Annotated in this window: 23 protein-coding genes; 17 read left to right on the top strand and 6 right to left on the bottom strand. The window is 62.7% G+C overall.

Features of this window, described 5'->3' with window-relative positions; all coding sequences use genetic code 11:
* Window positions 1–82 precede the first annotated feature (82 nt).
* Window positions 83–1,597 carry a sensor domain-containing protein gene (locus ABCW43_RS06395; RefSeq protein ID WP_345922607.1) on the top strand — a complete coding sequence of 505 codons (1,515 nt, stop codon included), beginning with the start codon at window positions 83–85 and terminating at the stop codon, window positions 1,595–1,597.
* Here the strand turns inward: ABCW43_RS06395 and ABCW43_RS06390 are convergent.
* From ABCW43_RS06390 to ABCW43_RS06380, 3 genes are read right to left on the bottom strand one after another with little or no spacing between them, the layout of a single operon-like run.
* On the bottom strand, window positions 1,594–1,908 hold the full coding sequence (locus ABCW43_RS06390) for a type II toxin-antitoxin system RelE/ParE family toxin (protein ID WP_345922606.1): 315 nt from the start codon (window positions 1,906–1,908) through the stop codon (window positions 1,594–1,596). The genes ABCW43_RS06395 and ABCW43_RS06390 overlap by 4 nt on opposite strands.
* Entirely contained in the window at window positions 1,909–2,154 is a 246-nt protein-coding gene (locus tag ABCW43_RS06385; RefSeq protein WP_345922605.1) for a type II toxin-antitoxin system ParD family antitoxin, read from the bottom strand.
* Between the two features lie 56 nt (window positions 2,155–2,210).
* Window positions 2,211–2,759 carry a MarR family winged helix-turn-helix transcriptional regulator gene (locus ABCW43_RS06380; protein ID WP_345922604.1) on the bottom strand — a complete coding sequence of 183 codons (549 nt, stop codon included), beginning with the start codon at window positions 2,757–2,759 and terminating at the stop codon, window positions 2,211–2,213.
* Window positions 2,760–2,877: 118 nt separating this feature from the next.
* Here ABCW43_RS06380 and ABCW43_RS06375 point away from each other — a divergent pair, with 118 nt between their 5' ends.
* The 4 genes from ABCW43_RS06375 (at window position 2,878) to ABCW43_RS06360 (ending at window position 8,416) form a co-directional block, all read left to right on the top strand.
* Entirely contained in the window at window positions 2,878–4,410 is a 1,533-nt protein-coding gene (locus tag ABCW43_RS06375; RefSeq protein ID WP_345922603.1) for an MDR family MFS transporter, read from the top strand.
* A gap of 37 nt (window positions 4,411–4,447) precedes the next feature.
* A complete protein-coding gene (locus tag ABCW43_RS06370; protein ID WP_345922602.1) occupies window positions 4,448–5,458 on the top strand; it encodes a ligase-associated DNA damage response exonuclease in 1,011 nt (336 codons plus the stop codon).
* A 268-nt stretch (window positions 5,459–5,726) separates the two neighbouring features.
* Window positions 5,727–7,352, top strand: a complete 1,626-nt coding sequence (locus ABCW43_RS06365; RefSeq protein WP_345922601.1) for a cisplatin damage response ATP-dependent DNA ligase — start codon at window positions 5,727–5,729, stop codon at window positions 7,350–7,352.
* Window positions 7,353–7,462: 110 nt separating this feature from the next.
* Window positions 7,463–8,416 carry an alpha/beta hydrolase family protein gene (locus tag ABCW43_RS06360; protein WP_345923381.1) on the top strand — a complete coding sequence of 318 codons (954 nt, stop codon included), beginning with the start codon at window positions 7,463–7,465 and terminating at the stop codon, window positions 8,414–8,416.
* A 28-nt stretch (window positions 8,417–8,444) separates the two neighbouring features.
* On the opposite strand, the gene ABCW43_RS06355 is transcribed toward ABCW43_RS06360, so the two are convergent.
* Window positions 8,445–9,326 (bottom strand): NAD(P)/FAD-dependent oxidoreductase, encoded by an 882-nt coding sequence (locus ABCW43_RS06355; RefSeq protein ID WP_345922600.1) that lies wholly within the window; start codon window positions 9,324–9,326, stop codon window positions 8,445–8,447.
* A gap of 135 nt (window positions 9,327–9,461) precedes the next feature.
* Between ABCW43_RS06355 and ABCW43_RS06350 the strand changes: the two genes are divergently transcribed.
* The 5 genes from ABCW43_RS06350 to ABCW43_RS06330 all read left to right on the top strand — a co-directional run bounded on the left by ABCW43_RS06350 (window position 9,462) and on the right by ABCW43_RS06330 (window position 13,166).
* Complete coding sequence (locus tag ABCW43_RS06350) at window positions 9,462–9,929, top strand: Rrf2 family transcriptional regulator (RefSeq protein WP_345922599.1); 468 nt, start codon at window positions 9,462–9,464, stop codon at window positions 9,927–9,929.
* A 73-nt stretch (window positions 9,930–10,002) separates the two neighbouring features.
* On the top strand, window positions 10,003–10,827 hold the full coding sequence (locus tag ABCW43_RS06345) for a L,D-transpeptidase (protein WP_345922598.1): 825 nt from the start codon (window positions 10,003–10,005) through the stop codon (window positions 10,825–10,827).
* A gap of 221 nt (window positions 10,828–11,048) precedes the next feature.
* Entirely contained in the window at window positions 11,049–11,750 is a 702-nt protein-coding gene (locus tag ABCW43_RS06340) for a L,D-transpeptidase (protein WP_345922597.1), read from the top strand.
* A 61-nt stretch (window positions 11,751–11,811) separates the two neighbouring features.
* Window positions 11,812–12,696: an aminoglycoside phosphotransferase family protein gene (locus ABCW43_RS06335; RefSeq protein WP_345922596.1), complete on the top strand. Its 885-nt coding sequence runs from the start codon at window positions 11,812–11,814 to the stop codon at window positions 12,694–12,696.
* Between the two features lie 62 nt (window positions 12,697–12,758).
* Window positions 12,759–13,166 carry a DUF6766 family protein gene (locus ABCW43_RS06330; RefSeq protein ID WP_345922595.1) on the top strand — a complete coding sequence of 136 codons (408 nt, stop codon included), beginning with the start codon at window positions 12,759–12,761 and terminating at the stop codon, window positions 13,164–13,166.
* 59 nt (window positions 13,167–13,225) lie between these two features.
* Here ABCW43_RS06330 and ABCW43_RS06325 read toward each other — a convergent pair whose 3' ends face one another.
* Entirely contained in the window at window positions 13,226–13,711 is a 486-nt protein-coding gene (locus ABCW43_RS06325; RefSeq protein WP_345922594.1) for a MarR family winged helix-turn-helix transcriptional regulator, read from the bottom strand.
* A 158-nt stretch (window positions 13,712–13,869) separates the two neighbouring features.
* Between ABCW43_RS06325 and ABCW43_RS06320 the strand changes: the two genes are divergently transcribed.
* Window positions 13,870–14,292, top strand: a complete 423-nt coding sequence (locus tag ABCW43_RS06320; RefSeq protein ID WP_345922593.1) for an organic hydroperoxide resistance protein — start codon at window positions 13,870–13,872, stop codon at window positions 14,290–14,292.
* Between the two features lie 49 nt (window positions 14,293–14,341).
* Here ABCW43_RS06320 and ABCW43_RS06315 read toward each other — a convergent pair whose 3' ends face one another.
* Window positions 14,342–14,797, bottom strand: a complete 456-nt coding sequence (locus ABCW43_RS06315; protein ID WP_345923379.1) for a MarR family winged helix-turn-helix transcriptional regulator — start codon at window positions 14,795–14,797, stop codon at window positions 14,342–14,344.
* A gap of 57 nt (window positions 14,798–14,854) precedes the next feature.
* Between ABCW43_RS06315 and ABCW43_RS06310 the strand changes: the two genes are divergently transcribed.
* From ABCW43_RS06310 to ABCW43_RS06285, 6 genes are all read left to right on the top strand, one after another.
* A complete protein-coding gene (locus ABCW43_RS06310) occupies window positions 14,855–15,619 on the top strand; it encodes a DUF899 domain-containing protein (RefSeq protein WP_345922592.1) in 765 nt (254 codons plus the stop codon).
* A 41-nt stretch (window positions 15,620–15,660) separates the two neighbouring features.
* Window positions 15,661–16,140 carry a DUF1579 domain-containing protein gene (locus tag ABCW43_RS06305; RefSeq protein WP_445738902.1) on the top strand — a complete coding sequence of 160 codons (480 nt, stop codon included), beginning with the start codon at window positions 15,661–15,663 and terminating at the stop codon, window positions 16,138–16,140.
* 59 nt (window positions 16,141–16,199) lie between these two features.
* Entirely contained in the window at window positions 16,200–17,009 is an 810-nt protein-coding gene (locus ABCW43_RS06300) for a VOC family protein (protein ID WP_345922591.1), read from the top strand.
* A 186-nt stretch (window positions 17,010–17,195) separates the two neighbouring features.
* The gene (locus ABCW43_RS06295) at window positions 17,196–17,879 is read left to right on the top strand and encodes an alpha/beta fold hydrolase (protein WP_345922590.1); all 684 of its coding nucleotides are present in this window, start codon (window positions 17,196–17,198) and stop codon (window positions 17,877–17,879) included.
* 449 nt (window positions 17,880–18,328) lie between these two features.
* Window positions 18,329–18,484, top strand: a complete 156-nt coding sequence (locus tag ABCW43_RS28810; protein ID WP_445738901.1) for a dihydrofolate reductase family protein — start codon at window positions 18,329–18,331, stop codon at window positions 18,482–18,484.
* A gap of 30 nt (window positions 18,485–18,514) precedes the next feature.
* Window positions 18,515–19,045: a dihydrofolate reductase family protein gene (locus ABCW43_RS06285; RefSeq protein WP_345922588.1), complete on the top strand. Its 531-nt coding sequence runs from the start codon at window positions 18,515–18,517 to the stop codon at window positions 19,043–19,045.
* Window positions 19,046–19,150: the final 105 nt, after the last annotated feature.

The following is a 19,150-nucleotide window of genomic DNA, read 5'->3' as shown; positions in this document are numbered from 1 at the left end:
AAGGAATTCTCCGCCATGCTATACGGCAACCTGGCGCGAGTTCCCGCGTATTTTCTATGGAAAATGAAAAGGAGGCACTCGGATGGCGGGCCCCATGTCGCATAGCATGCCCTTGGGTTTTGTCGATCCGCTGGACGAACTCTGCAGCCGCCTCCTGCGTGTTTCCGCCGACAGCGAGATAGACCTCGACATCGCTTTGGTGACGCGCGAACTCGAAACCCGCACCCTTCTCGATCAGCTTCCGGACTTCATTTACGTAAAGGACCGCCGCGGCCGCTTCGTCTTTGCCAATGCCGCAGCCGGACGTAGCAGCAAGCTGCATAAAGGCAACGACCTGATCGGCAAGACGGATTTCGATATTCTCGATCATGAGACCGCGCGTGAACTGTTTCTCGTCGAACAGGAGATCATGTCGACCGGCGTGGCGATCGACAGTCGCGAGGAGCGCGTCAAGCTCGGCGACGGCCGCATGCTCTGGCTCACCACTTCGAAAATGCCGCTGCGCGATGTCCACGGTCAGATCGTCGGCCTGATAGGGATTTCGCGCGACATTACCGAGCGCAAACGCCACGACGACCGCCGGCACGGCCATGCGCGTCTTCTTGAGATGATCGCCCGGGGCCAGCCTTTGTCGGCGGTTCTGGATGCGATTGTCAAAACGGTAGAAGACGAACTGGACGACGTCACGGCCTCGGTCCTGCTTCTCGAAGAGGGTACGGACCGGCTGCGCCATGGCGCGGCGACCCGCCTTCCGCCAGCCTATGTAAAACTGATCGATGGCATCGAGATCGGCCCGAAAGTCGGCTCCTGCGGCACGGCCGCCTGGCGGCGCGAACCTGTCTTCGTCAAGGACGTGCTGGTCGATCCGCTCTGGGACAATTATCGCGAACTGGCGCTGAGGTTTGGCTTCCGCTCCTGTTGGTCGACGCCGATCATGAGCGCCGACGGGCTGGTGCTTGGAACGTTCGCTCTCTATTCCGATTCGCCGCGCGAACCGACCGAGCTCGAGCTCGAACTGACTGCGATGGCAACCGACATTGCCGGCATCGCCCTTGAGCGCGCCCGCGCGGAAGAGCGTATCCAGCATATGGCGCATCACGATCCTTTGACCAGCCTTCCGAACCGGACGCTGTTCTGGGCGCAGTTCAGCCGCGCGCTGCATGAGGCTCGCCGCGAGAAACGCAAGGTCACGGTCGCCTATCTCGACCTCGACAATTTTAAGCAGATCAACGATACGCTGGGGCACGCGGCCGGCGACGAGGTGTTGAAAACGCTGTCGTGGCGCATGGTCAACTGCGTCCGCGTGACCGATCTTCTGGTTCGCCTTGGCGGCGACGAGTTCGCGATCGTCTTCAGCAATGTCAGTCAGGACGAACCCGGCCTGGTGCGCCGGCTTCAGGAATTGCGGACCGCGATCTCGAAACCCATCGTCATCGACGGCAAGAGCGTTACCGCCACCTGCAGCATGGGCGTCGCCTTCTTCCCGCAGGACGGCGATACGCCGGAGGAACTGCTCGCCCGCGCCGACCGCGCCATGTACGAAGCCAAGGACCAGGGCCGCGACCGCCTGCGCGTTTCGGGAGGCGAGGGGATTTAATCCTCGTCGTCCACGCCGAAATGCCGCGCCGCATTTCGGTGACCTTCGAGGATGTTGACGATCTGGAAGCGGTCCTCGAAGTACCGAAAATAGATGATGTAGCCGCGATAGGCGATGCTTCTGAGGTCCGGACCAAGTTCCGAACGGTCTCGTCCCATAGCGCCGGGCAAAGTAGCCAGATCGCGGCGCTTTTGACGCAGGGCTTTCACGAATTGGCGCGCGATAACGACGCTGCCACTTTCCTTTGAGATGTAACGAGCGATTTCCCCGAAATCGGCCTGTGCGCTATCAAGATATTGAATGCGCGGCACTCAATAACCTTCTTTCTCAAGCTTCTCGAACTCGGCTTCCAGAAAAACATCGAGTTCTTCCTCCTTGACGTCTCCGCCGGCCTCGATCGACTTCCGCAGCGTTTCCTTGAGCGTCGCAGTCTCGGCCTCGCGTTCCTGCACCAGTCGTAGGCCCTCGCGCACCACGTCGCTGGCCGAGCCGTAGCGCCCGTCCTCTACCGCTTCCTCGATGAATCTTTCCCAGCGGGGACCGATCGAAACATTCATGCGCGTGTCTCCAGTTTCTGCCCGAAATTATATTGGAGTAACATTTTATGCGCAATCTATGGCATCGGCTGGGTCGTTTCGGCGAGTTCTCCCTCCGCCGACTTTTCCGCCGTCACGAAGACCTCTTCGTAGCTCGAGACGAATTTTTCGAACAGCACCGAGAATGTGTGAAGCTCGTCTTCCGGCCAGCCCTCCAGGACACGTGCCAGCAGGGTGCGTTTGACGGCGCGGATCTCGGCCAGCAGGCTGTCGCCGAATTCGGTTCTTACCACCAGCGAGCGGCGGCCGTCCGCCTGCGAAGCGTCTCGGCGCAGGATGCCGCGCGTGACGAGGTCGGCCACCAGCCGGCTGCCGCGCGAGGGGTCGATGCGCATCGCCTCGGCGATCGCGCCGACCGTCACTTCGCCCTCGATGCGGCGCATCACGTCCAGCACGTCGAGATGCGAAATCTCCAACCCCGGCGCGATATTGGCGATCGCCGTGCGGCCGATGATCCGCCGGCCGATCAGGATCCGCATCCGCCCGAGCATTTCGCTCACGCGAACCACATCCTCCGGGGAAGGCGAAGCGGCAGGGGTTTCTGTGAGAAGGCTCTTTGTCGTCATGGGACGAACATATCAAAGCGCAAAAGGCTTTCCAATCGTTCTTTGCATCCCGCATCAAAGTGCCGTTGACAATTATATGCGGAAGGCACATAAAATTCCGACACTGTGGATTGATCTCATGGATATGACCCGCCCGGCCCAGGTGCCGCTTGTCGCCAGCCACCGCCAGCGGTTGGTGATCTTCTGCTTTTTGCTGACAGCGCTGTTCATGGCGACGCTGGACAACCAGATCGTCTCGACGGCGCTGCCGACGATCATCGGCGAGTTCGGCGAACTGGAGCGTTTCGGCTGGGTCGGCTCTGCCTATCTTCTCGCCAGCAGCACCTCGATGCCGATCTACGGCAAGCTCGGAGATCTGTTCGGCCGCAAATACGTGATGCTGGCGGCGATCGTCATCTTTACCATCGGTTCGCTCACCTGCGGGCTTGCCTGGTCGATGGATTCGCTTATCGCCTCGCGTGTGCTGCAGGGTTTTGGCGGCGGCGGCATCATGGTATCGATCTTCTCGATCAATGCCGACCTGTTCGAGCCGCGCGAACGGGCGAAATACCAGAGTTATTCGAGCCTGGTGATCATGGCCTCCGGCAGCCTCGGCCCGCTGCTCGGCGGCACGATGAGCGAACTGTTCGGCTGGCGGTCCATCTTCCTGATCAACCTGCCGGTCGGCATCGTCGCCGTCACCGGCATTTCGCTTCTGCTTCCCTATCGCCGCCCGGTCCGCAAGCCGAAGATCGATTATCTCGGCGCCGTCCTTCTGGCGGGAACCGTTGCGAGCATCGTCATCTGGGCCGACAGCGTCACGCTGTTCGGTTCGCTGGTCGCCTGGCAGTCCCTGCTCGTCGTGGCGGTCGGCACCCTCTGTGCCATCCTCTGGGTCGTTGTCGAAGGGAAGGTGCCCGAGCCGATCGTGCCGCTGAAACTCTTCCGCGATTCGACCTTTTCGCTGTTCCTGATCGTCTCCTTCTGCACCGGCGCGGTGGCGATCGGCATGGCCAACTATTTCGCGCTCTTCCTGCAGACGACCACCGGCCTGTCGCCGACGACCGCGAGCTTCTGCTTTGTCGCCACGACCCTCGGCATCGTCATCGGCTCGATCTCGACCGGCCGGCTGATCTCGATCACCGGCCGCTACAAGCCGTTCACGCTGATCGGCCTGTCGCTGAACATCGCCGCCCTGTTCATCTTCTCGCAGCTGCCGGTCGGAACCCCGATCTACATTATCCTCGGCTTCATGCTGATGCAGGGCCTGGCGATCGGTTTCGGCCAGCAGGCGCCGATCATCGGCGTGCAGAATTCCGCGCCCCGCGAGGATGTCGGCGCGGCAACCGGTGCCGTGACGCTGATGCGCATGGCCGGCGCCTCGATCGCCATCTCGGTCTATGGCGCGATCGTCGCCGCCGGCATCAGGGGTGTCGGCACCAGCATTCCGGGCGTCGAGGATATCGGCTCGCTGACGCCGCTGATGATGCTCGCATTGCCCGAGCCGTCACGCATCGCCGTCCACACGCTCTACACCGAGGCCTTCACGCCCGTGTTCTTGGCCGGCAGCGCCATGGCGCTGATCGGTCTTATCGCCGCCCTGATGCTGAAACCGGTCCGCCTGCCGCAGGCGGTGATGGCCGAAAACAAGCCGGCCGCCGCCTCGGAGTGATCTGGCGCGGCGTCGTTTTTACCCTATCTTCAATGGCATGAAACCAGAGGCGCTGCTTCATCCCACCCCGGCCGGGCTGTTCTGCCCCATCGGCCGCTTCCATGTCGATCCGGTGCGTCCCGTCGAGCGGGCGCTGATCACCCACGGCCATTCCGACCACGCCCGTGCCGGCCACGCCAAGGTTCTGGCGACCCGCCAGACGCTCGACATCATGCGGCTGCGCTACGGCGAGGACTTTTGCGGCGAAGAACAGGCCGCTATCTTCGGCGAGGAGATCGATGTCGACGGCGTGCGGGTGAGTTTTCACCCGGCCGGCCACGTGCTCGGCTCGGCCCAGGTCGCCATCGAGAAGGACGGGCTGCGGATCGTCGTTTCAGGCGACTACAAGCGTGGCGTCGATCCCACCTGCGCCCCCTTCGAGCCGGTCGCCTGCGACGTCTTCATCACCGAGGCGACCTTCGGCCTGCCGGTCTTCCATCACCCGGACCCGAGGCAGGAAATCGGCAAGCTCCTGACCTCGCTGAAACAGTTTCCCGAGCGCAGCCACCTGATCGGCGCCTATGCGCTCGGCAAGGCCCAGCGGGTCATCCGGCTGATCCGCGATTGCGGTTATCACGAGCCGATCTACATCCACGGCGCATTGGCGAAACTCTGTGATTATTACGTCGGCCAGGGCATCGACCTCGGCGAGATAAGACCTGCGACCATCGAGAAGAGCAGCCCCGACGCCTTCAGGGGCGCCGTCATCGTCGGCCCGCCCTCGGCCTTTCAGGATCGCTGGGCGCGGCGTTTCAACGAACCGCTGATCGCCTTTGCGTCAGGCTGGATGATGGTGCGCCAGCGCGCCAAGCAGGGCGGCGTCGAACTGCCGCTGGTCATCTCCGACCATTGCGACTGGCCGGAACTGCTCTCCACCATTGAGGAGATCGGCCCGAGCGAAGTCTGGGTTACCCATGGCCGCGAGGAGGCCTTGGTGCGCTGGTGCGAGCTGAAGAATATTCCGGCAAGGCCGCTGCATCTGGTGGGCTACGAGGATGAGGGGGATTGATGGGGATGATCTTTTCCGCTCGTGCCGCCGACACCCCCCTCTGCCCTGCCGGGCATCTCCACCTCAAAGGGGGAGATCGATCAGCGGCATGGCCATTGCCATTCTTCAAAGACAAAACCCCTCCCCAACCCCTCCCCACAGGGGGGAGGGGCTTCGGTGCCACGCGTTTCCGTCGAGATCGAGGCAAGGCATTGCCACGAGTCTTCTCCCCCCTTGTGGGGGAGATGGCCGGCAGGCCAGAAGGGGTCTTTCTTGAAGAGGGCGCCCCATGAAAGCCTTCGCCACCCTCCTCGACCGCCTCGTCCTCACCCCGTCGCGCAACGGCAAGCTCACTCTTCTCGCCGACTATTTTCGCGACACACCCGATCCCGACCGCGGCTACGGCCTGGCCGCACTCGCCGGCGGGCTCGATCTCAAGAGCGTCAAACCCGCCATGCTGCGCGACCTGGTGCTGGAGCGCATGGACCCGGTCCTGTTCCAATATTCCTACGACTATGTCGGCGATCTCGCCGAGACCATCTCGCTTGTCTGGGACGGCACCCGCAAGGACGAAATCGATGACGACCATCAGCCGCGCTTAAGCGAAGTCGTCACCCGCATGAACTCGCTCGGCCGCACCGAAGTGCGCTCCGCCGTCCGCGATCTGCTCGACAAGCTCGACACGTCGAGCCGCTTCGCCTTCCTGAAGCTCGTCACCGGGGCGCTCCGCATCGGCGTTTCCGCCCGCCTCGCCAAGCAGGCGCTGTCGGACATGAGCGGAAAAGACGTGACCGAAATCGAGACGCTCTGGCATGGGCTGACCCCGCCCTACGAGCCGCTTTTCGCCTGGCTGGAGGGCAGGGCGGAAAAGCCGGTTCTCGCCACGCCGGCGATCTTCCATTCGGTCATGCTGGCCAATCCGGTGGAGACGGGCGATCTCGAAAAGCTGGACCCCGCCGATTACGCCGCCGAGTGGAAATGGGACGGCATCCGCGTGCAGATGTCGAGCTACGGCGGCACGAAGAAACTCTATTCGCGCTCCGGCGACGACATCACCGGCGCCTTTCCGGATGTCGTCGGCTCGATCAATTTCGAAGGCGTCATCGACGGCGAATTGCTGGTCGGCGGCACTGCCCGCTCCAACAATCCGACGCGCACCTTTTCGGACCTGCAACAGCGCCTGAACCGCAAGACGGTGACGGGCAAGATGCTCGACGACTACCCCGCCTTCGTGCGCGCCTACGACCTGCTGTTCGAAAGCGACCTCGATATCCGCGCCGAGAGTTTTCTCGAACGCCGAAAACGCCTCGGCGACATCATCCACGGTGCGCCGCATGATCGTTTCGACCTCTCCGAACTCGTGCCCTTCACCACCTGGGACGAGCTCGACCGCATCCGCATCGCCCCGCCCGATCCGGTCATCGAAGGGGTGATGATCAAGCGCAAGGACAGCCCATACCAGGCCGGCCGCCTCAAGGGACCATGGTTCAAGTGGAAGCGTGATCCCTACAATATCGATGCGGTGATGCTTTACGCCCAGCGCGGCCACGGCAAGCGGTCGAGCTATTATTCCGACTTCACCTTCGGCGTCTGGGCCGAGACGCCTGACGGCGAGGAACTGGTGCCGGTCGGAAAAGCCTATTTCGGCTTTACCGACGCGGAACTCGAAGTGCTCGACAAGTTCGTGCGCGACAATACGGTCGACCGTTTCGGACCGGTCCGGGCAGTGCGTGCCGAGCGGGATTTCGGTTTCGTGCTGGAGGTCGCCTTCGAGGGTATCAATCGCTCGACCCGCCACAAGTCCGGCGTTGCCATGCGTTTCCCGCGCATCGCCCGGCTTCGTTATGACAAGCTGCCGCGCGACGCCGACCGGCTGTCGACGCTGACCGCGATGCTGGATGCCAAGGCCGGCTGAAAACCCGTTGCCGTTCCCGAATCGTTGAATGGACAGCGCCTTTCACGAGTGCTGAAATCGGAATCGCGCGCAACGGAAGAATGGATTCCGCAGACATGGCATCGAAAGACATGGCATCAGACCGCATCTTCACCTCGAAATTCCCCTCGCGAGGCGATGGCCTCACGCGCCGTACCCTGCTGGCAGGAGCCGCCGGCCTCTCGGTTGCTGCCATGCTGCCGGCCGTGGCCAGTGCGCAATTTCCCGTTCCCGAGGTTCCGCCGCTTGAGAAGGAGGATTACGGCGACGCTCGCCGGCATTTCCACACCAACCTCATCCGCAAGGGCCCGTCGCCGGAACAGTCTCCTCCGCTCGGCACGCCGGCAGGAGCGAAGAAGGTGACGTATCGCGGCGGCCCGGACGGCTCGATCGAACTGATCGCATGGATCTCTCATTATGAACCGTCCGCAAAGCTGAAACCCGCGATTCTTTTCCTGCACGGCGGCAACGCCACCGGCGATGGCCACTGGGAACTGATGAAGGCCTATTGGGAAGCCGGCTACGTCGTCATGCTGCCCTCGTTCAGAGGCGAAAACGGCCAGGCCGGCAATTATTCGGGCTTCTACGACGAGACTTCGGATGCGCTGGCCGCCGCCAGCTATCTGGAGGAACTGCCGGGCATCGACAAGAACCGGTTCTTCCTCGCCGGCCATTCGAACGGCGGTACTCTGGCGCTGCTCGCCTCGATGACGCGAAAGTTCCGCGCCTCCGCGCCGATCTCGGCGGGCGTCAATTCCTGGCGTTATTTCGGCCGGTTCGAGCGGGAAGTGCGTTTCGACGAGAGCGACCAGAAGGAATTCATCATGCGCTCTTCGGTCTGCTTCGGTCACAGCCTCAAATGCCCGACGCTGCTGCTGCGCGGCACCGAGGAACGGCCATTCGACGCCGACCACCGTTTGCTGATGGACCGGGCGAAATCAGCCGGCGCCCAGATCGAGGCCAAGCTCCTGCCCGGCAACCACAACGGCGTCGTGCCGGGCGCGGTCGCCGAAAGCATCCGCTTCTTCAACCAGGTCACGGGTTAAGGCCGAGCCTCCCGCTACGTCGCGAGAATTACCCGAACATCAGCGACCGGTGCGTTCCCGCGCCCGCCATGGCGCCATCACCGACGGAAATCGCCACCGAGCCCGCCGCGCGGGCTGCATCGCCGCAGGCGAAAACGCCGGGAATGCTGGTCTGCTGGGTCATGTCGGTGCGGATGAATTTGCCCACCGGGCCGTCTTCCAGGGCGCAGCCGAGCTGTTCGGCAATGGGACTTGTCAATTCCGTCCGGGACAGGACGAAAAGTCCGGCAAAACTCAAGCTCCGGCCATCCTGCAGCAGGATTTCGGCATGGCCGCCGATCGATGAGATCGGGGTTTCCTCGATGGTGACGCCGCGCGCCGCCAATTGGCCGGCCTGTTCCTCGTCGGGCCGGAACGCATCGTTGAGCAGGAGGGTGGTCGGTCCCCAGTCGGGCAGCATCAGCGCGTGATGCATTGACAGGGCGGAGACGCCGATCACGCCTACCTGTCCGCGGTTCAATTCGTAACCGTGGCAATAGGGGCAATGAAAGACGCTTTTGCCCCACCGTTCGATCAGGCCGGGGATCTCGGGCAGATGATCCCTGACGCCCGTGGCGAGCACCAGCCGTTTCGCCGCGAGCTCCTCGCCGCCTGCCGTCACCGAGAAACCGCCTTCGCTTTTCCGGGCATCGTCGGCCCGTGCGTCGAGCCATTCGACGGTCGGATAGGCCATCAGCTGGGAGCGGGCCTTGCTGGCGATGATCTCCGGCCGTTCCCCATCGCGGGTAAGGAACCCGTGAGAAGTCTCGGCAAACCGATTGCGGCGCAGGCCTTCGTCTATGACGAGGATCCGCCGCCGGGCGCGGGCGAGCTGCAGGGCGGCGGAGAGGCCGGCATAGCTGCCGCCGATGACGATCGCTTCGTATTCCATGCGAAATTCTCCTCGGAAGTCTTGAAACAACATAAGTTACATGATGGAGCGCCGTCAATGGATTTGTAACTTATGTTGTTGCGAATGTGTGCGTATGTTAAGAATGGGTGGCCGACAACCGCGCGGAGCGCCACGATGAGACACGACAGCCGCCTGTCCCGCATGCTGCATGTGCTGATCCACATGGATCGCCATGAAGGCGCTGCCACGTCGGAAACCATTGCCGCGATGCTTAGCACCAATCCGGTCGTGGTCCGCCGCACCATGGCGGGGCTTCGGGAAAAGGGCTATGTGCGCTCGGAAAAGGGCCATGGCGGCGGCTGGACGCTGGGTCGCCCCCTGTCGGAAATGACGCTGCTCGACATCTACGAAGCGGTCGGCGAGCCTGCGGTCTTTGCGGTCGGTCCCGCTTGCGACCAGCCGGCATGCCTGGTGGAGCAGGCGGTGAATGCCGCCCTTTCCGAAGCTTTCGAGGAGGCAGAGAAGCTGCTCCTCAGCCGCTTCGGCAAGGTGACGCTGGCAGATATCGCCCGCGACTTCGATGCGCGCATGGCACGCTATCCGGCATCGGCGGCCCATGCCGAGGCGGGCTGGCACTCATGAACGGTTCCACCAGCTTCGCGCCAGCCGCATCTGCCATTGTCGGCCGGACTTCATCTGCTGGAAGCGGGTTCCCATGCCATTCTCCTTTCGACCTTTCCGCCGACCCCTTGGCCTTTCCGCCGTGCTCGCCGCGTCCGCGGCGCTCAGTGGCTGCCAGATTCCCTTGGTCACCGATACCAGCCGCATGAACCCGGACGTCTTCGTGCAGCAGACGGCGCCGGTCTTCAACGTCCCGCCCTATGCCGATCCGCCGTCGAACCAGCCGCCGCCAATGCCGGGCGCCATTCCGCACAAGCGCCAGCTCTATCCGTCGACTTTCCACCAGACCTATGGATTGCCGGTTTCCAATCCGGTCCACCGGGCCATGTACGGCGTCATCCGCGACGACGGCCACACGCTTCCGGCCATCCCCTATTCACGCATCGATGCCCGCTATCTGCGCCAGGACGTCGACTACACCACCAACGAAGCGCCGGGCACGATCGTCGTCGATACCAGGGAACGGTTCCTCTATCTCGTGCAGCCGGGCGGCAAGGCGATCCGCTACGGCGTCGGCCTCGGCAAGGCCGGTTTCTCGTGGCAGGGCCGCGGCGTGATCCAGCGCAAGGCCGAATGGCCGCGCTGGACGCCGCCGGACGAGATGGTCGCCCGCCAGCCGGACCTGCGCAAATTTTCGGCCGCCGAGGGCGGTGCCAATCCGGGCCTCAACAATCCGCTTGGCGCCCGCGCGCTCTATATCTTCAAGGACGGCCAGGATACGCTCTACCGGGTGCACGGCACGCCGGACTGGCAGTCCGTCGGCAGGCAGACCTCGTCCGGCTGCGTGCGCATGCTGAACCAGGATGTCATCGACCTCTTCGACCGCGTGCCTTCGGGCACGCCGATCGTGGTCATCTGACCTCCGAGACAGCGAGACAATCGACAGAAAGAGCGGCTTTGCCGCTCTTTCCTCGTTTCATCTCATGGGTTTGACCCGCCGTGTAGGTCTCGTGAATAGTTGATTAAGGACCGCAGCCCTATCTTCCAGTCGAAGGAGCGAGTCGGAACCTTTCGATCGCCCTGCCGTTAAAGAGCGATTTTGCTGTTCCCTTGCGTTTCTATCGAGCGGTCCTGCCTCAGATGATCCTGAACCCTTCCTTTTCCCGCCGGAGTTTTTTGTCTCTCCTCGGCGCGGGTGCAGCCTCCACGCTTGCCGGCTGCGCCTCGTCCGTGCCGCGCCCGCTGGCAACGACGGTTGCCTTCCGTCCTGAGCCTATCGAAGGCCCGTCGTCGGAACTGGATGTCATGTACGGCACCATGGTCGATGGCGGTTTCGTCATCCCGGCGGTCCCCTATCGCCAGATCAATCCGCGCTATTATCGCCAGCAGGTCGTCGATCCGACCGGCGAACGCCCCGGCACGGTGGTGGTCGACACGGCCTCCCGCTTCCTCTACCTCGTCGAGCCGGGCGGCACCGCGATGCGCTACGGCGTCGGCATCGGCCGCGAGGGTTTTGCCTGGCAGGGCGAGGGCGTCATTCAGTGGCGGCAGCGATGGCCGAAATGGACGCCGCCGGACGAGATGGTCGCCCGCCAGCCGGAGCTTGCGAAATATTCGGCCAAGAACGGCGGCATGCCGCCCGGCCTTCTGAACCCCCTCGGTGCCCGCGCGCTCTACATCTTCCAGAACGGCAAGGACACGCTCTACCGCCTGCACGGCTCGCCGGAATGGAATTCGATCGGCACCGCCGCCTCGTCGGGCTGCGTGCGGCTCATGAACCAGGATATCATCGACCTCTACGACCGCGTGCCGGAAAAAGCGCGCATCGTGGTGTGGCAGTAGGCTTTTCTGTCACAGAGGGCTGCTATCAACCCGGCCTGATCCGCGGCGCCGGGAGGTTTACATGGTTGAAATCGATGTCCCTCTCGTCAGAGGGCTGATCGCCGAACAGTTCCCGGAATGGGCGGGCTTGGACGTGCGGCCGGTCGCGAATGGCGGCTGGGACAACCGCACCTTCCATCTCGGCGACACCATGTCGGTGCGTCTGCCGAGCGCCGAACGTTATGTCGCGCAGGTGGAGAAGGAATACCGTTGGCTCCCGGTATTAGCCCCGCAACTGCCGCTTCCCGTTCCCGTGCCCCTCGGACTCGGAAGGCCGGGTGATGGTTACCCCTGGCCCTGGTCGGTCTATGCCTGGATTGCAGGTGACCGATCCAGCCTCCAGACGATCACCGACCTGACCGTTTTTGCGGAGGGCCTCGCGGATTTCCTCCTGGCTCTCTGGAGGATCCACGCATCCGACGGACCGCCGGCGGGCCAGCACAATTTCCACCGCGGCGGTTCGCTGGCCGTGTATGACGCCGAAACCCGCCGCTCCATCAAAGTCCTCTCGGGCGAAATCGACGTGCCGTTGATCACCGAAATCTGGGAAAGGGCGCTCGCCTCGACCTGGGAGAACAAACCGGTCTGGGTGCATGGCGACGTCAGCGAGGGAAACCTGCTCGTACGCGATGGACAGCTTGCCGCCGTGATCGATTTCGGCAATTCCGGCATCGGTGACCCGGCCTGCGACCTCGTCATTGCCTGGACCCTGTTCGACGAACCGGCTGCCCGTGCCTTCCGCAAGCGGGTGGGGCTCGACGCCGAGACCTGGGAAAGGGCGCGCGGCTGGTGCCTGTGGAAGGCGCTGATCACGGTTGCCGGCGAACCCGGAACCAACCCGCTGGTCAAGGAACAACATCGCCACTGGATCGACCGGATCGTCGCGGATCACCTCGCCCGGGCCTGATCTCTGCTGGAACCACCCTGGGACTTTGAAGTTACTTTGCGCGGGGCGTTCTGGAGGAAGCCATGCAGCAGCATTCGTTATGGCGTGCGTATAGTTACGCCTGGATAACCTTGGCATTTTTCGCTTTCAGTCTTGTCGGGCATTGGCTGTTCGGCTGGTTTGCCTTCGTCCAGGAACAGGCCGAGCACGGACAGCCGGTCGAATTTTCCCCCTATCTGACGGAAATGCTGCGCGACACTTTTGAAAACTGGCAGTCGGAATTTTTGCAGCTGCTCTGGCAGGTCGGAGGCCTGGCCTTCTTCCTGTTCCTGGGTTCGCCGCAATCGAAGGAAGGTTCCGACCGGCTGGAGGCGAAGATCGACGTCATCCTCCGCAAGGTGGATCCGATCGACGGCGAAGGCGTGATCCGGGAACTGGACGAGCGCTATTCAGGCCGCCATACGGACGATCCGGAAGCCCACAAGCCGTGACCCCGACGGCTTCGTCGCGATCTTGTGACGACCGGCCGCGGCCGGTCACGGGAGGTCTGTCAAGCAGAGGGCAGTGGGTCTTTTTCGCTTCCCGCTTTCGTCAGCCTTTGCTTCAGCGCGATCAGTTTGTCGCGGAGCGCCACGGCCTCATCGAAGCTGCAACCGACGGCCCTGCCGATCGCACCGGCGACGCCGGCCGCCTGGGTTTTCAGTTCCGTTCCCTTTTTCGTCAGCGAGATCCTCACCTGCCGCTCGTCGTCGCAGTCGCGCTTGCGGGTGACGAGGCCGGACTGCTCCAGCCGCTTGAGGAGAGGGGAGAGCGTGCCGGAATCCAGTCCAAGCCGGTCGCCGATCGCCTTCACCGGCTGGTCGTCCTCCTCCCACAGCGCGATCATCACCAGATATTGCGGATAGGTGAGCCCGAGCGGCTCGAGCAGCGGCTTGTAGGTGCGCGTGAAGGCATGCGCCGCGCCGTAGATCGCAAAGCACAGTTGCGCATCGAGCTCGATCTCGAAATTATCCGCGTTGCTCGCTTTTTTCTGCATGGCCGGTCCTGTCTTCACGTGCCTGTGCTCTATCTTTTTCAGGCGAAACCCATTTTCGCAGGCTTGACGGCAAAATGCAATGCGCGTAATTAGATTGCGCGCAATTGAATTGCGGACGATATTTATCACCCAGGACTAGAACCAAGGGAGTTAGACCTATGCCCATTCTCTACACCACCAAGGCTTCCGCCACCGGCGGCCGCGCCGGCCATGGCGCGTCGGAAGACGGCGTCCTCGACGTCACGCTGACCGTTCCGAAGGAACTCGGCGGCGACGGTGCCCGCGGCACCAATCCGGAACAGCTCTTTGCCACCGGTTATTCCGCCTGCTTCCTCGGCGCGCTGAAATTCGTCGCCGGCAAGGAAAAGGTAAAAATCCCGGACGACGCCAAGGTGACGGCGACTGTCGGTATCGGTCCGCGCGAGGACGGCGGCGGTTTCGGCATCGAGGTATCGCTTCTGGTCGATATCCCGGGTCTCGAAAGGTCGGTCGCTGAAGACCTCGCCGCCAAGGCCCACATCGTCTGCCCCTACAGCCACGCGATGCGCACCTCGACCGAAGTGCCGGTCAAGGTCGCCTGATCGGCCTGAAAGTTTCAAGATGAAGAGCCGGCCTTCGCGCCGGCTTTTTTTATTTGAGGGTATTGAGCGTCGCCCGCAGCTCTTCCGGCCCACCCTCGCCAAGCTCGGCATCGACCTCCGCATGCACCCGTATCCAGATCGGCAGGGCGGCGGAAAGCATGGTCATTCCGTCGTTCGTCAGCCGCAGCAGCCGGCCGCGCCGGTCCTTCGGGTCGACGCTGGTTTCGACCAGACCGCGCCGCTCCAACACTTTCAGTGCCGCCGTCAGCGTCGTGCGGTCCATCGCGAGCAGGCTGGCGACCTGGCCCATCGGTGCCGGCTGCGGCCGGTTCAGGGACATCATCAGCGAAAACTGCCCGTTGGTGAGCCCGATGGGCTTCATCGCATTGTCGAAGCGTCGGGCCAGCGCACGCGCTGCCCGCTGCACATGCAGGCAGAGGCACGTGTCGCGTACCAGCAGCGTCGTCGAAAAGGGAATCACTTCGATAGTCGGGGTGTTTGACAGCATGGAAAGAGTATGTTGATATCAACTTATTCTGTCAAGCATAAGAGGAGGCCCGTCATGGATGTCACCGTATCGTCGAAGAATCCGCCCGAAAACCTGGTCGTCAGCCGCGAAGAGTGGCTGGAGGCCAGCCGCAGACTTCTGGCGCTCGAGAAGGAGGAGACAAAGCTGCGCGACAAGGTGCGCGCCGAGCGCCTGGCCATGCCCTGGGTCAAGATCGACAAGGATTATGTGTTCGACACCCCGAAGGGCAAAAAGTCGCTCGCCGATCTTTTCGACGGCCGCAGCCAGTTGCTCGTCTACCATTTCATGCTCGGGCCGGATTGGGATGCCGGCTGCCCGGGCTGCTCCTTCCTGTCGGACCATGTCGATGGCGCCCTGGTCCATCTCAACAATCACGACGTCACCTATGTCGCCGTCGCCCGCGCGCCGCTCGACAAGATCGAGGCCTACAGGAAGCGCATGGGCTGGAAATTCCCCTGGGTCTCGTCCTTCGGCAGCGATTTCAACTTCGACTATCACGTCTCCTTTTCCAAGGAAGACCTCGCCAAGGAAAAGGTCTATTATAACTTCCGCGAAGTGCCGCCGTCCGAGGCGCATGATGAACTGCCGGGCCTTTCCGCATTTTACAGGAACGAGGCGGGCGAGGTCTTTCATACCTATTCCAGCTACGCCCGAGGCGGCGAAGAGCTGATCGGCACGCTGATGATCCTCGACCGGGCGCCGCTTGGTCGCAACGAGGATTCGACGATGAGCTTCGTCAAGCGCCACGACGAATACGAACAGAAACCACAAGAGACGGCTTCATCCTGCTGCCATTGAACGGGTTCACTCTGGAGCTTCGAAAAGAGGAGGAGGAAAAGATGAGCGCGATGGAAATGCCCAAACCCCAAGCCGAACACGGCTTTCTGGAAAGAATGGTCGGCCTTTGGGAAGTGACGTCCACCAGTATGGGCCACGACGAAAAATGGGTCGAGGTCTGCCGTTCGCTGAACGGCATCTGGTTCGTTGCCGAAGGCAGCGGCGACATGCCGGGGGGCGGAGGACCCGCAACCACCATTCTCACTCTCGGCTACGATCCGGCCAAAGGCAAATATGTCGGGACCTGGCTCGGCACGATGATGAACCATCTTTGGGTCTACGAGGGGGAGGTGTCGGACGACGGATCGACGCTGAATCTCTACACGACCGGCCCGGATTTCGCCAATCCCGGCAAGACCGGCGACTACCGCGAGCAGATCATCTTCTCGGATGATGATCACCGCATCTTCAATTCCAGCGCCAAACAGCCGGACGGCAGCTGGAAGCAGTTCATGGAAGCGAAGTATACCCGCAAGCGCTGAGCCTGCGGGTGCTCAATCCAACGCGTCGGCCGACGCAGTAACTCGTAGAGGAGACGACCATGTTGCAGACCGTTACCGGGTCCAGATCCGAGACCCATGGCAAATTCATCTGGGTCGAACTGATGACGCCCGATACCGATGCCGGTGGAGAATTCTATTCGTCGGTGGTCGGCTGGAAGGTCAAGGAGATGAGCATGCCCGACATGCCGCCCTATTTCCTGTTCGAGATGGGTGAGGGCGACAATTGCCCCGGCATCGGCGGCATGATGAACTTTCCGCCGGAACTCGAGGGCAAGATTCCGCCGAACTGGACCGGTTATGTCGCGGTCGACGATGTCGACCAGATGGCCAAGGATTTCGTCGCCAATGGCGGCCGCGTCCAGCGCGAGCCGGAGGATATTCCGGGCATCGGCCGTTTCGCCGTCGTCGCCGATCCGCATGGCGCGGTCATCTGCATCATGACGCCGCTGCCGATGGAAAACCCGCCGGCGGAACTTGCCTGGGATGCCGTCGGCAATGTCGGCTGGCGCGAGCTTTATGCCGCCAACGGCAAGGAAGCGCTCGATTTCTACGGCAAGATGTTCGGCTGGACGCTCGACCACGATTTCGACATGGGGCCGATGGGTATCTACCACATCTTCTCCCATAACGGACGCCAGATCGGTGGCATGATGACCAAGCCGGCGGACGTTCCGGTGGCCTGCTGGTGCTACTACTTCATCGTCGATTCGATCGATGCCGCGATTGCCCGGCTGACCGCCGGCGGCGGCAAGGTCATTCACGGCCCGATGGAGGTCCCCGGCGGTTCCTGGATCGTCCAGGCCCTCGATCCACAGGGCGCCTTCTTCGCGCTGAGTGGGAAGAAATAGGCAGAACAGTCTGTTTGGCTGGTACAGGCCCCCACTCCGAAGTGCATGCGAGGCGCTGAAAAGACGCCGGGCATGTCCCGGAAGGGTGGGGGCCTTACCATTTGTGCGTTTCGATAAACTGATTGCAAAATGAAATCGGTTTGGTAGTGTATGCCAATTGCAAGGCGCAACTGGTTGAGGGAAAACATGACGGATCCGAAACTGACCTTCCTGATCGCCCACGGCGCCTGGACCGGCGGCTGGTCCTGGGATCGGGTGCTGGCCCGCCTGCATGCGAAGGGTCACCGCGCCTATGCGCCGACACTGACCGGGCTCTGCGAGCGCAAGCACCTGGCGAGCCCGACCGTCAACCTCGACACCCATATCGACGATCTCGTCAACGAGGCGATCTACAAGGACCTGACGGATATCGTGCTCGTCGGCCATTCCTATGGCGGCATCGTCGCCACCGGCGTCGTCGAGCGCATCCGTGAGCGCATCCGGTCGATCGTCTATGTCGAAGCCTTTATTCCCGAAGACGGCATGAGCTTTACCGACTACGATCCGGAAGGCGATTATTCCGCGCCGATGATCCTGGTGCCGGAAGGTCCGGGCGGTCACCTGCGCGAAGAAGACGAGATCTGGGCCGCCCCGAAGGCGACGCCGCAGCCGTCCGGCACGTTCCGGCAGAAGCTGAAGGTCACCGGTGCCTACGAGCGCGTGCCGAAAAAGACCTTCATCGTCGCCACCGGCTGGAACGGCCCGTTCGGTGAGATGTCGCAGAAATTCCACGGCGCGCCGGGCTGGACGGTGCACAACCTTCCCTGCGGCCACGATATACCGATCGACATGCCGGAGGAGTTGACCGCGCTGCTGATCGAGGCGGCGTGATGGCCGCAATCCCTCGCCCTTGAAAGCGAAAGATGTGAGGATGAACCGATGGCAAAGCTCGTGTTCGAGATGATGGTCTCGCTCGATGGCTATATCAACGATGCTGCCGGCGATTTCGACTGGGGGCATATCGATGCGCAGGTGCATGGCCACGCCAACCGGGAGGGGCGTCGCTGCGGCCTCGCCGTCTACGGCCGGCGCATGTACGAGACGATGGCGATCTGGGAGACCTATCAGGGCGGGACGCCGTTTGAGGCGGAATATGCCGAGCTCTGGCGACAAACCGACAAGATCGTCGTCTCGAAGACGCTGACCGAGGCGAAGACGCGGCGCACGAAAATCCTGCCGTCCCTCGATGCCGAGGCAATGGGCGACCTGAAGGCGCAGGCCGGGCGGGACACTTCGTATCCGGCCCGACGCTTGCTGCCGCCTATCTGGATGCCGGCCTGGTGGATGAGGTCGGCATCTATTACGTGCCGGTCGCGGTCGGTGACGGGACGCCGATGTTCCAGGCGCGCAACAAGGTCAGGCTCGAACGCATCGAAGCCGCGCCCTTCGCCAACGGCGCCGTTTTCAACCGCTACCGCGTCCTGAACGGCAGCTAGCGGATAAATCCGCGATGGAGATTTTGCAGCATGGCGAAGCTCACCTTTGGAATGAACCAGTCTCTGGACGGCTATGTCGACCACCAGGAATTTGCGCCGGGCCCGGCGCTCTTTCGTCACTGGATAGAGCAGGTGCGCGACCTGACGGGCAGTGTGTACGGTCGCCGCATGTACGAGATCATGCGCTATTGGGACGAAGACCGTCCCGAGTGGGATGCGGAACACCGCGAGTTCGCGGCGGCGTGGCGGCGCCAGCCGAAGTGGGTTGTGTCGCGCTCGTCGAAATCGGTCGGTCCCAACGCCACCCTTGTTGAGGATGACGTCGAGGCGGTGATCCGCGACCTGAAGGCCCGGCTTGCCGGGGAGATTTCCGTTTCCGGACCGGACCTGGCAGGAAGCCTGACCGAGCTTGGTCTTATCGATGAATACAGGCTCTACCTCCACCCCGTCGTGTTGGGTCGCGGCAAGCCATTCTTCGCCGGCCCGCGACCACCGCTGCGCCTTGTTTCCACCGATCGCGTCGGCGAGGACGTGATCAGGCTGACATACGTTCCCGCTTAGATCGCGCGTCTAGCCCGACGGCCTGCGCCGACGCGTCAGGTACGCCTTGTCTCGATTTTCCCCGTTTTCGCCGGCCGAAGATCGTTCCCCCCGCGCTTCGGCCGG

Origin of the sequence: Neorhizobium tunisiense, assembly GCF_039631515.1 — a bacterium.
GTDB lineage: Bacteria > Pseudomonadota > Alphaproteobacteria > Rhizobiales > Rhizobiaceae > Neorhizobium.
This window is presented reverse-complemented; position numbering and strand designations above follow the sequence as displayed.

Bases quoted from the DNA above. Each gene is read 5' to 3' on its own strand.
- ABCW43_RS06395 (WP_345922607.1), top strand. From the start codon at position 83: ATGGCGGGCCCCATGTCGCATAGCATGCCCTTGGGTTTTGTCGATCCG.
- ABCW43_RS06385 (WP_345922605.1), bottom strand. From the start codon at position 2,154: ATGAATGTTTCGATCGGTCCCCGCTGGGAAAGATTCATCGAGGAAGCG.
- ABCW43_RS06380 (WP_345922604.1), bottom strand. From the start codon at position 2,759: ATGACGACAAAGAGCCTTCTCACAGAAACCCCTGCCGCTTCGCCTTCC.
- ABCW43_RS06375 (WP_345922603.1), top strand. From the start codon at position 2,878: ATGGATATGACCCGCCCGGCCCAGGTGCCGCTTGTCGCCAGCCACCGC.
- ABCW43_RS06370 (WP_345922602.1), top strand. From the start codon at position 4,448: ATGAAACCAGAGGCGCTGCTTCATCCCACCCCGGCCGGGCTGTTCTGC.
- ABCW43_RS06365 (WP_345922601.1), top strand. From the start codon at position 5,727: ATGAAAGCCTTCGCCACCCTCCTCGACCGCCTCGTCCTCACCCCGTCG.
- ABCW43_RS06360 (WP_345923381.1), top strand. From the start codon at position 7,463: ATGGCATCAGACCGCATCTTCACCTCGAAATTCCCCTCGCGAGGCGAT.
- ABCW43_RS06355 (WP_345922600.1), bottom strand. From the start codon at position 9,326: ATGGAATACGAAGCGATCGTCATCGGCGGCAGCTATGCCGGCCTCTCC.
- ABCW43_RS06350 (WP_345922599.1), top strand. From the start codon at position 9,462: ATGAGACACGACAGCCGCCTGTCCCGCATGCTGCATGTGCTGATCCAC.
- ABCW43_RS06345 (WP_345922598.1), top strand. From the start codon at position 10,003: ATGCCATTCTCCTTTCGACCTTTCCGCCGACCCCTTGGCCTTTCCGCC.
- ABCW43_RS06340 (WP_345922597.1), top strand. From the start codon at position 11,049: ATGATCCTGAACCCTTCCTTTTCCCGCCGGAGTTTTTTGTCTCTCCTC.
- ABCW43_RS06335 (WP_345922596.1), top strand. From the start codon at position 11,812: ATGGTTGAAATCGATGTCCCTCTCGTCAGAGGGCTGATCGCCGAACAG.
- ABCW43_RS06330 (WP_345922595.1), top strand. From the start codon at position 12,759: ATGCAGCAGCATTCGTTATGGCGTGCGTATAGTTACGCCTGGATAACC.
- ABCW43_RS06325 (WP_345922594.1), bottom strand. From the start codon at position 13,711: ATGCAGAAAAAAGCGAGCAACGCGGATAATTTCGAGATCGAGCTCGAT.
- ABCW43_RS06320 (WP_345922593.1), top strand. From the start codon at position 13,870: ATGCCCATTCTCTACACCACCAAGGCTTCCGCCACCGGCGGCCGCGCC.
- ABCW43_RS06310 (WP_345922592.1), top strand. From the start codon at position 14,855: ATGGATGTCACCGTATCGTCGAAGAATCCGCCCGAAAACCTGGTCGTC.
- ABCW43_RS06305 (WP_445738902.1), top strand. From the start codon at position 15,661: ATGAGCGCGATGGAAATGCCCAAACCCCAAGCCGAACACGGCTTTCTG.
- ABCW43_RS06300 (WP_345922591.1), top strand. From the start codon at position 16,200: ATGTTGCAGACCGTTACCGGGTCCAGATCCGAGACCCATGGCAAATTC.
- ABCW43_RS06295 (WP_345922590.1), top strand. From the start codon at position 17,196: ATGACGGATCCGAAACTGACCTTCCTGATCGCCCACGGCGCCTGGACC.
- ABCW43_RS06285 (WP_345922588.1), top strand. From the start codon at position 18,515: ATGGCGAAGCTCACCTTTGGAATGAACCAGTCTCTGGACGGCTATGTC.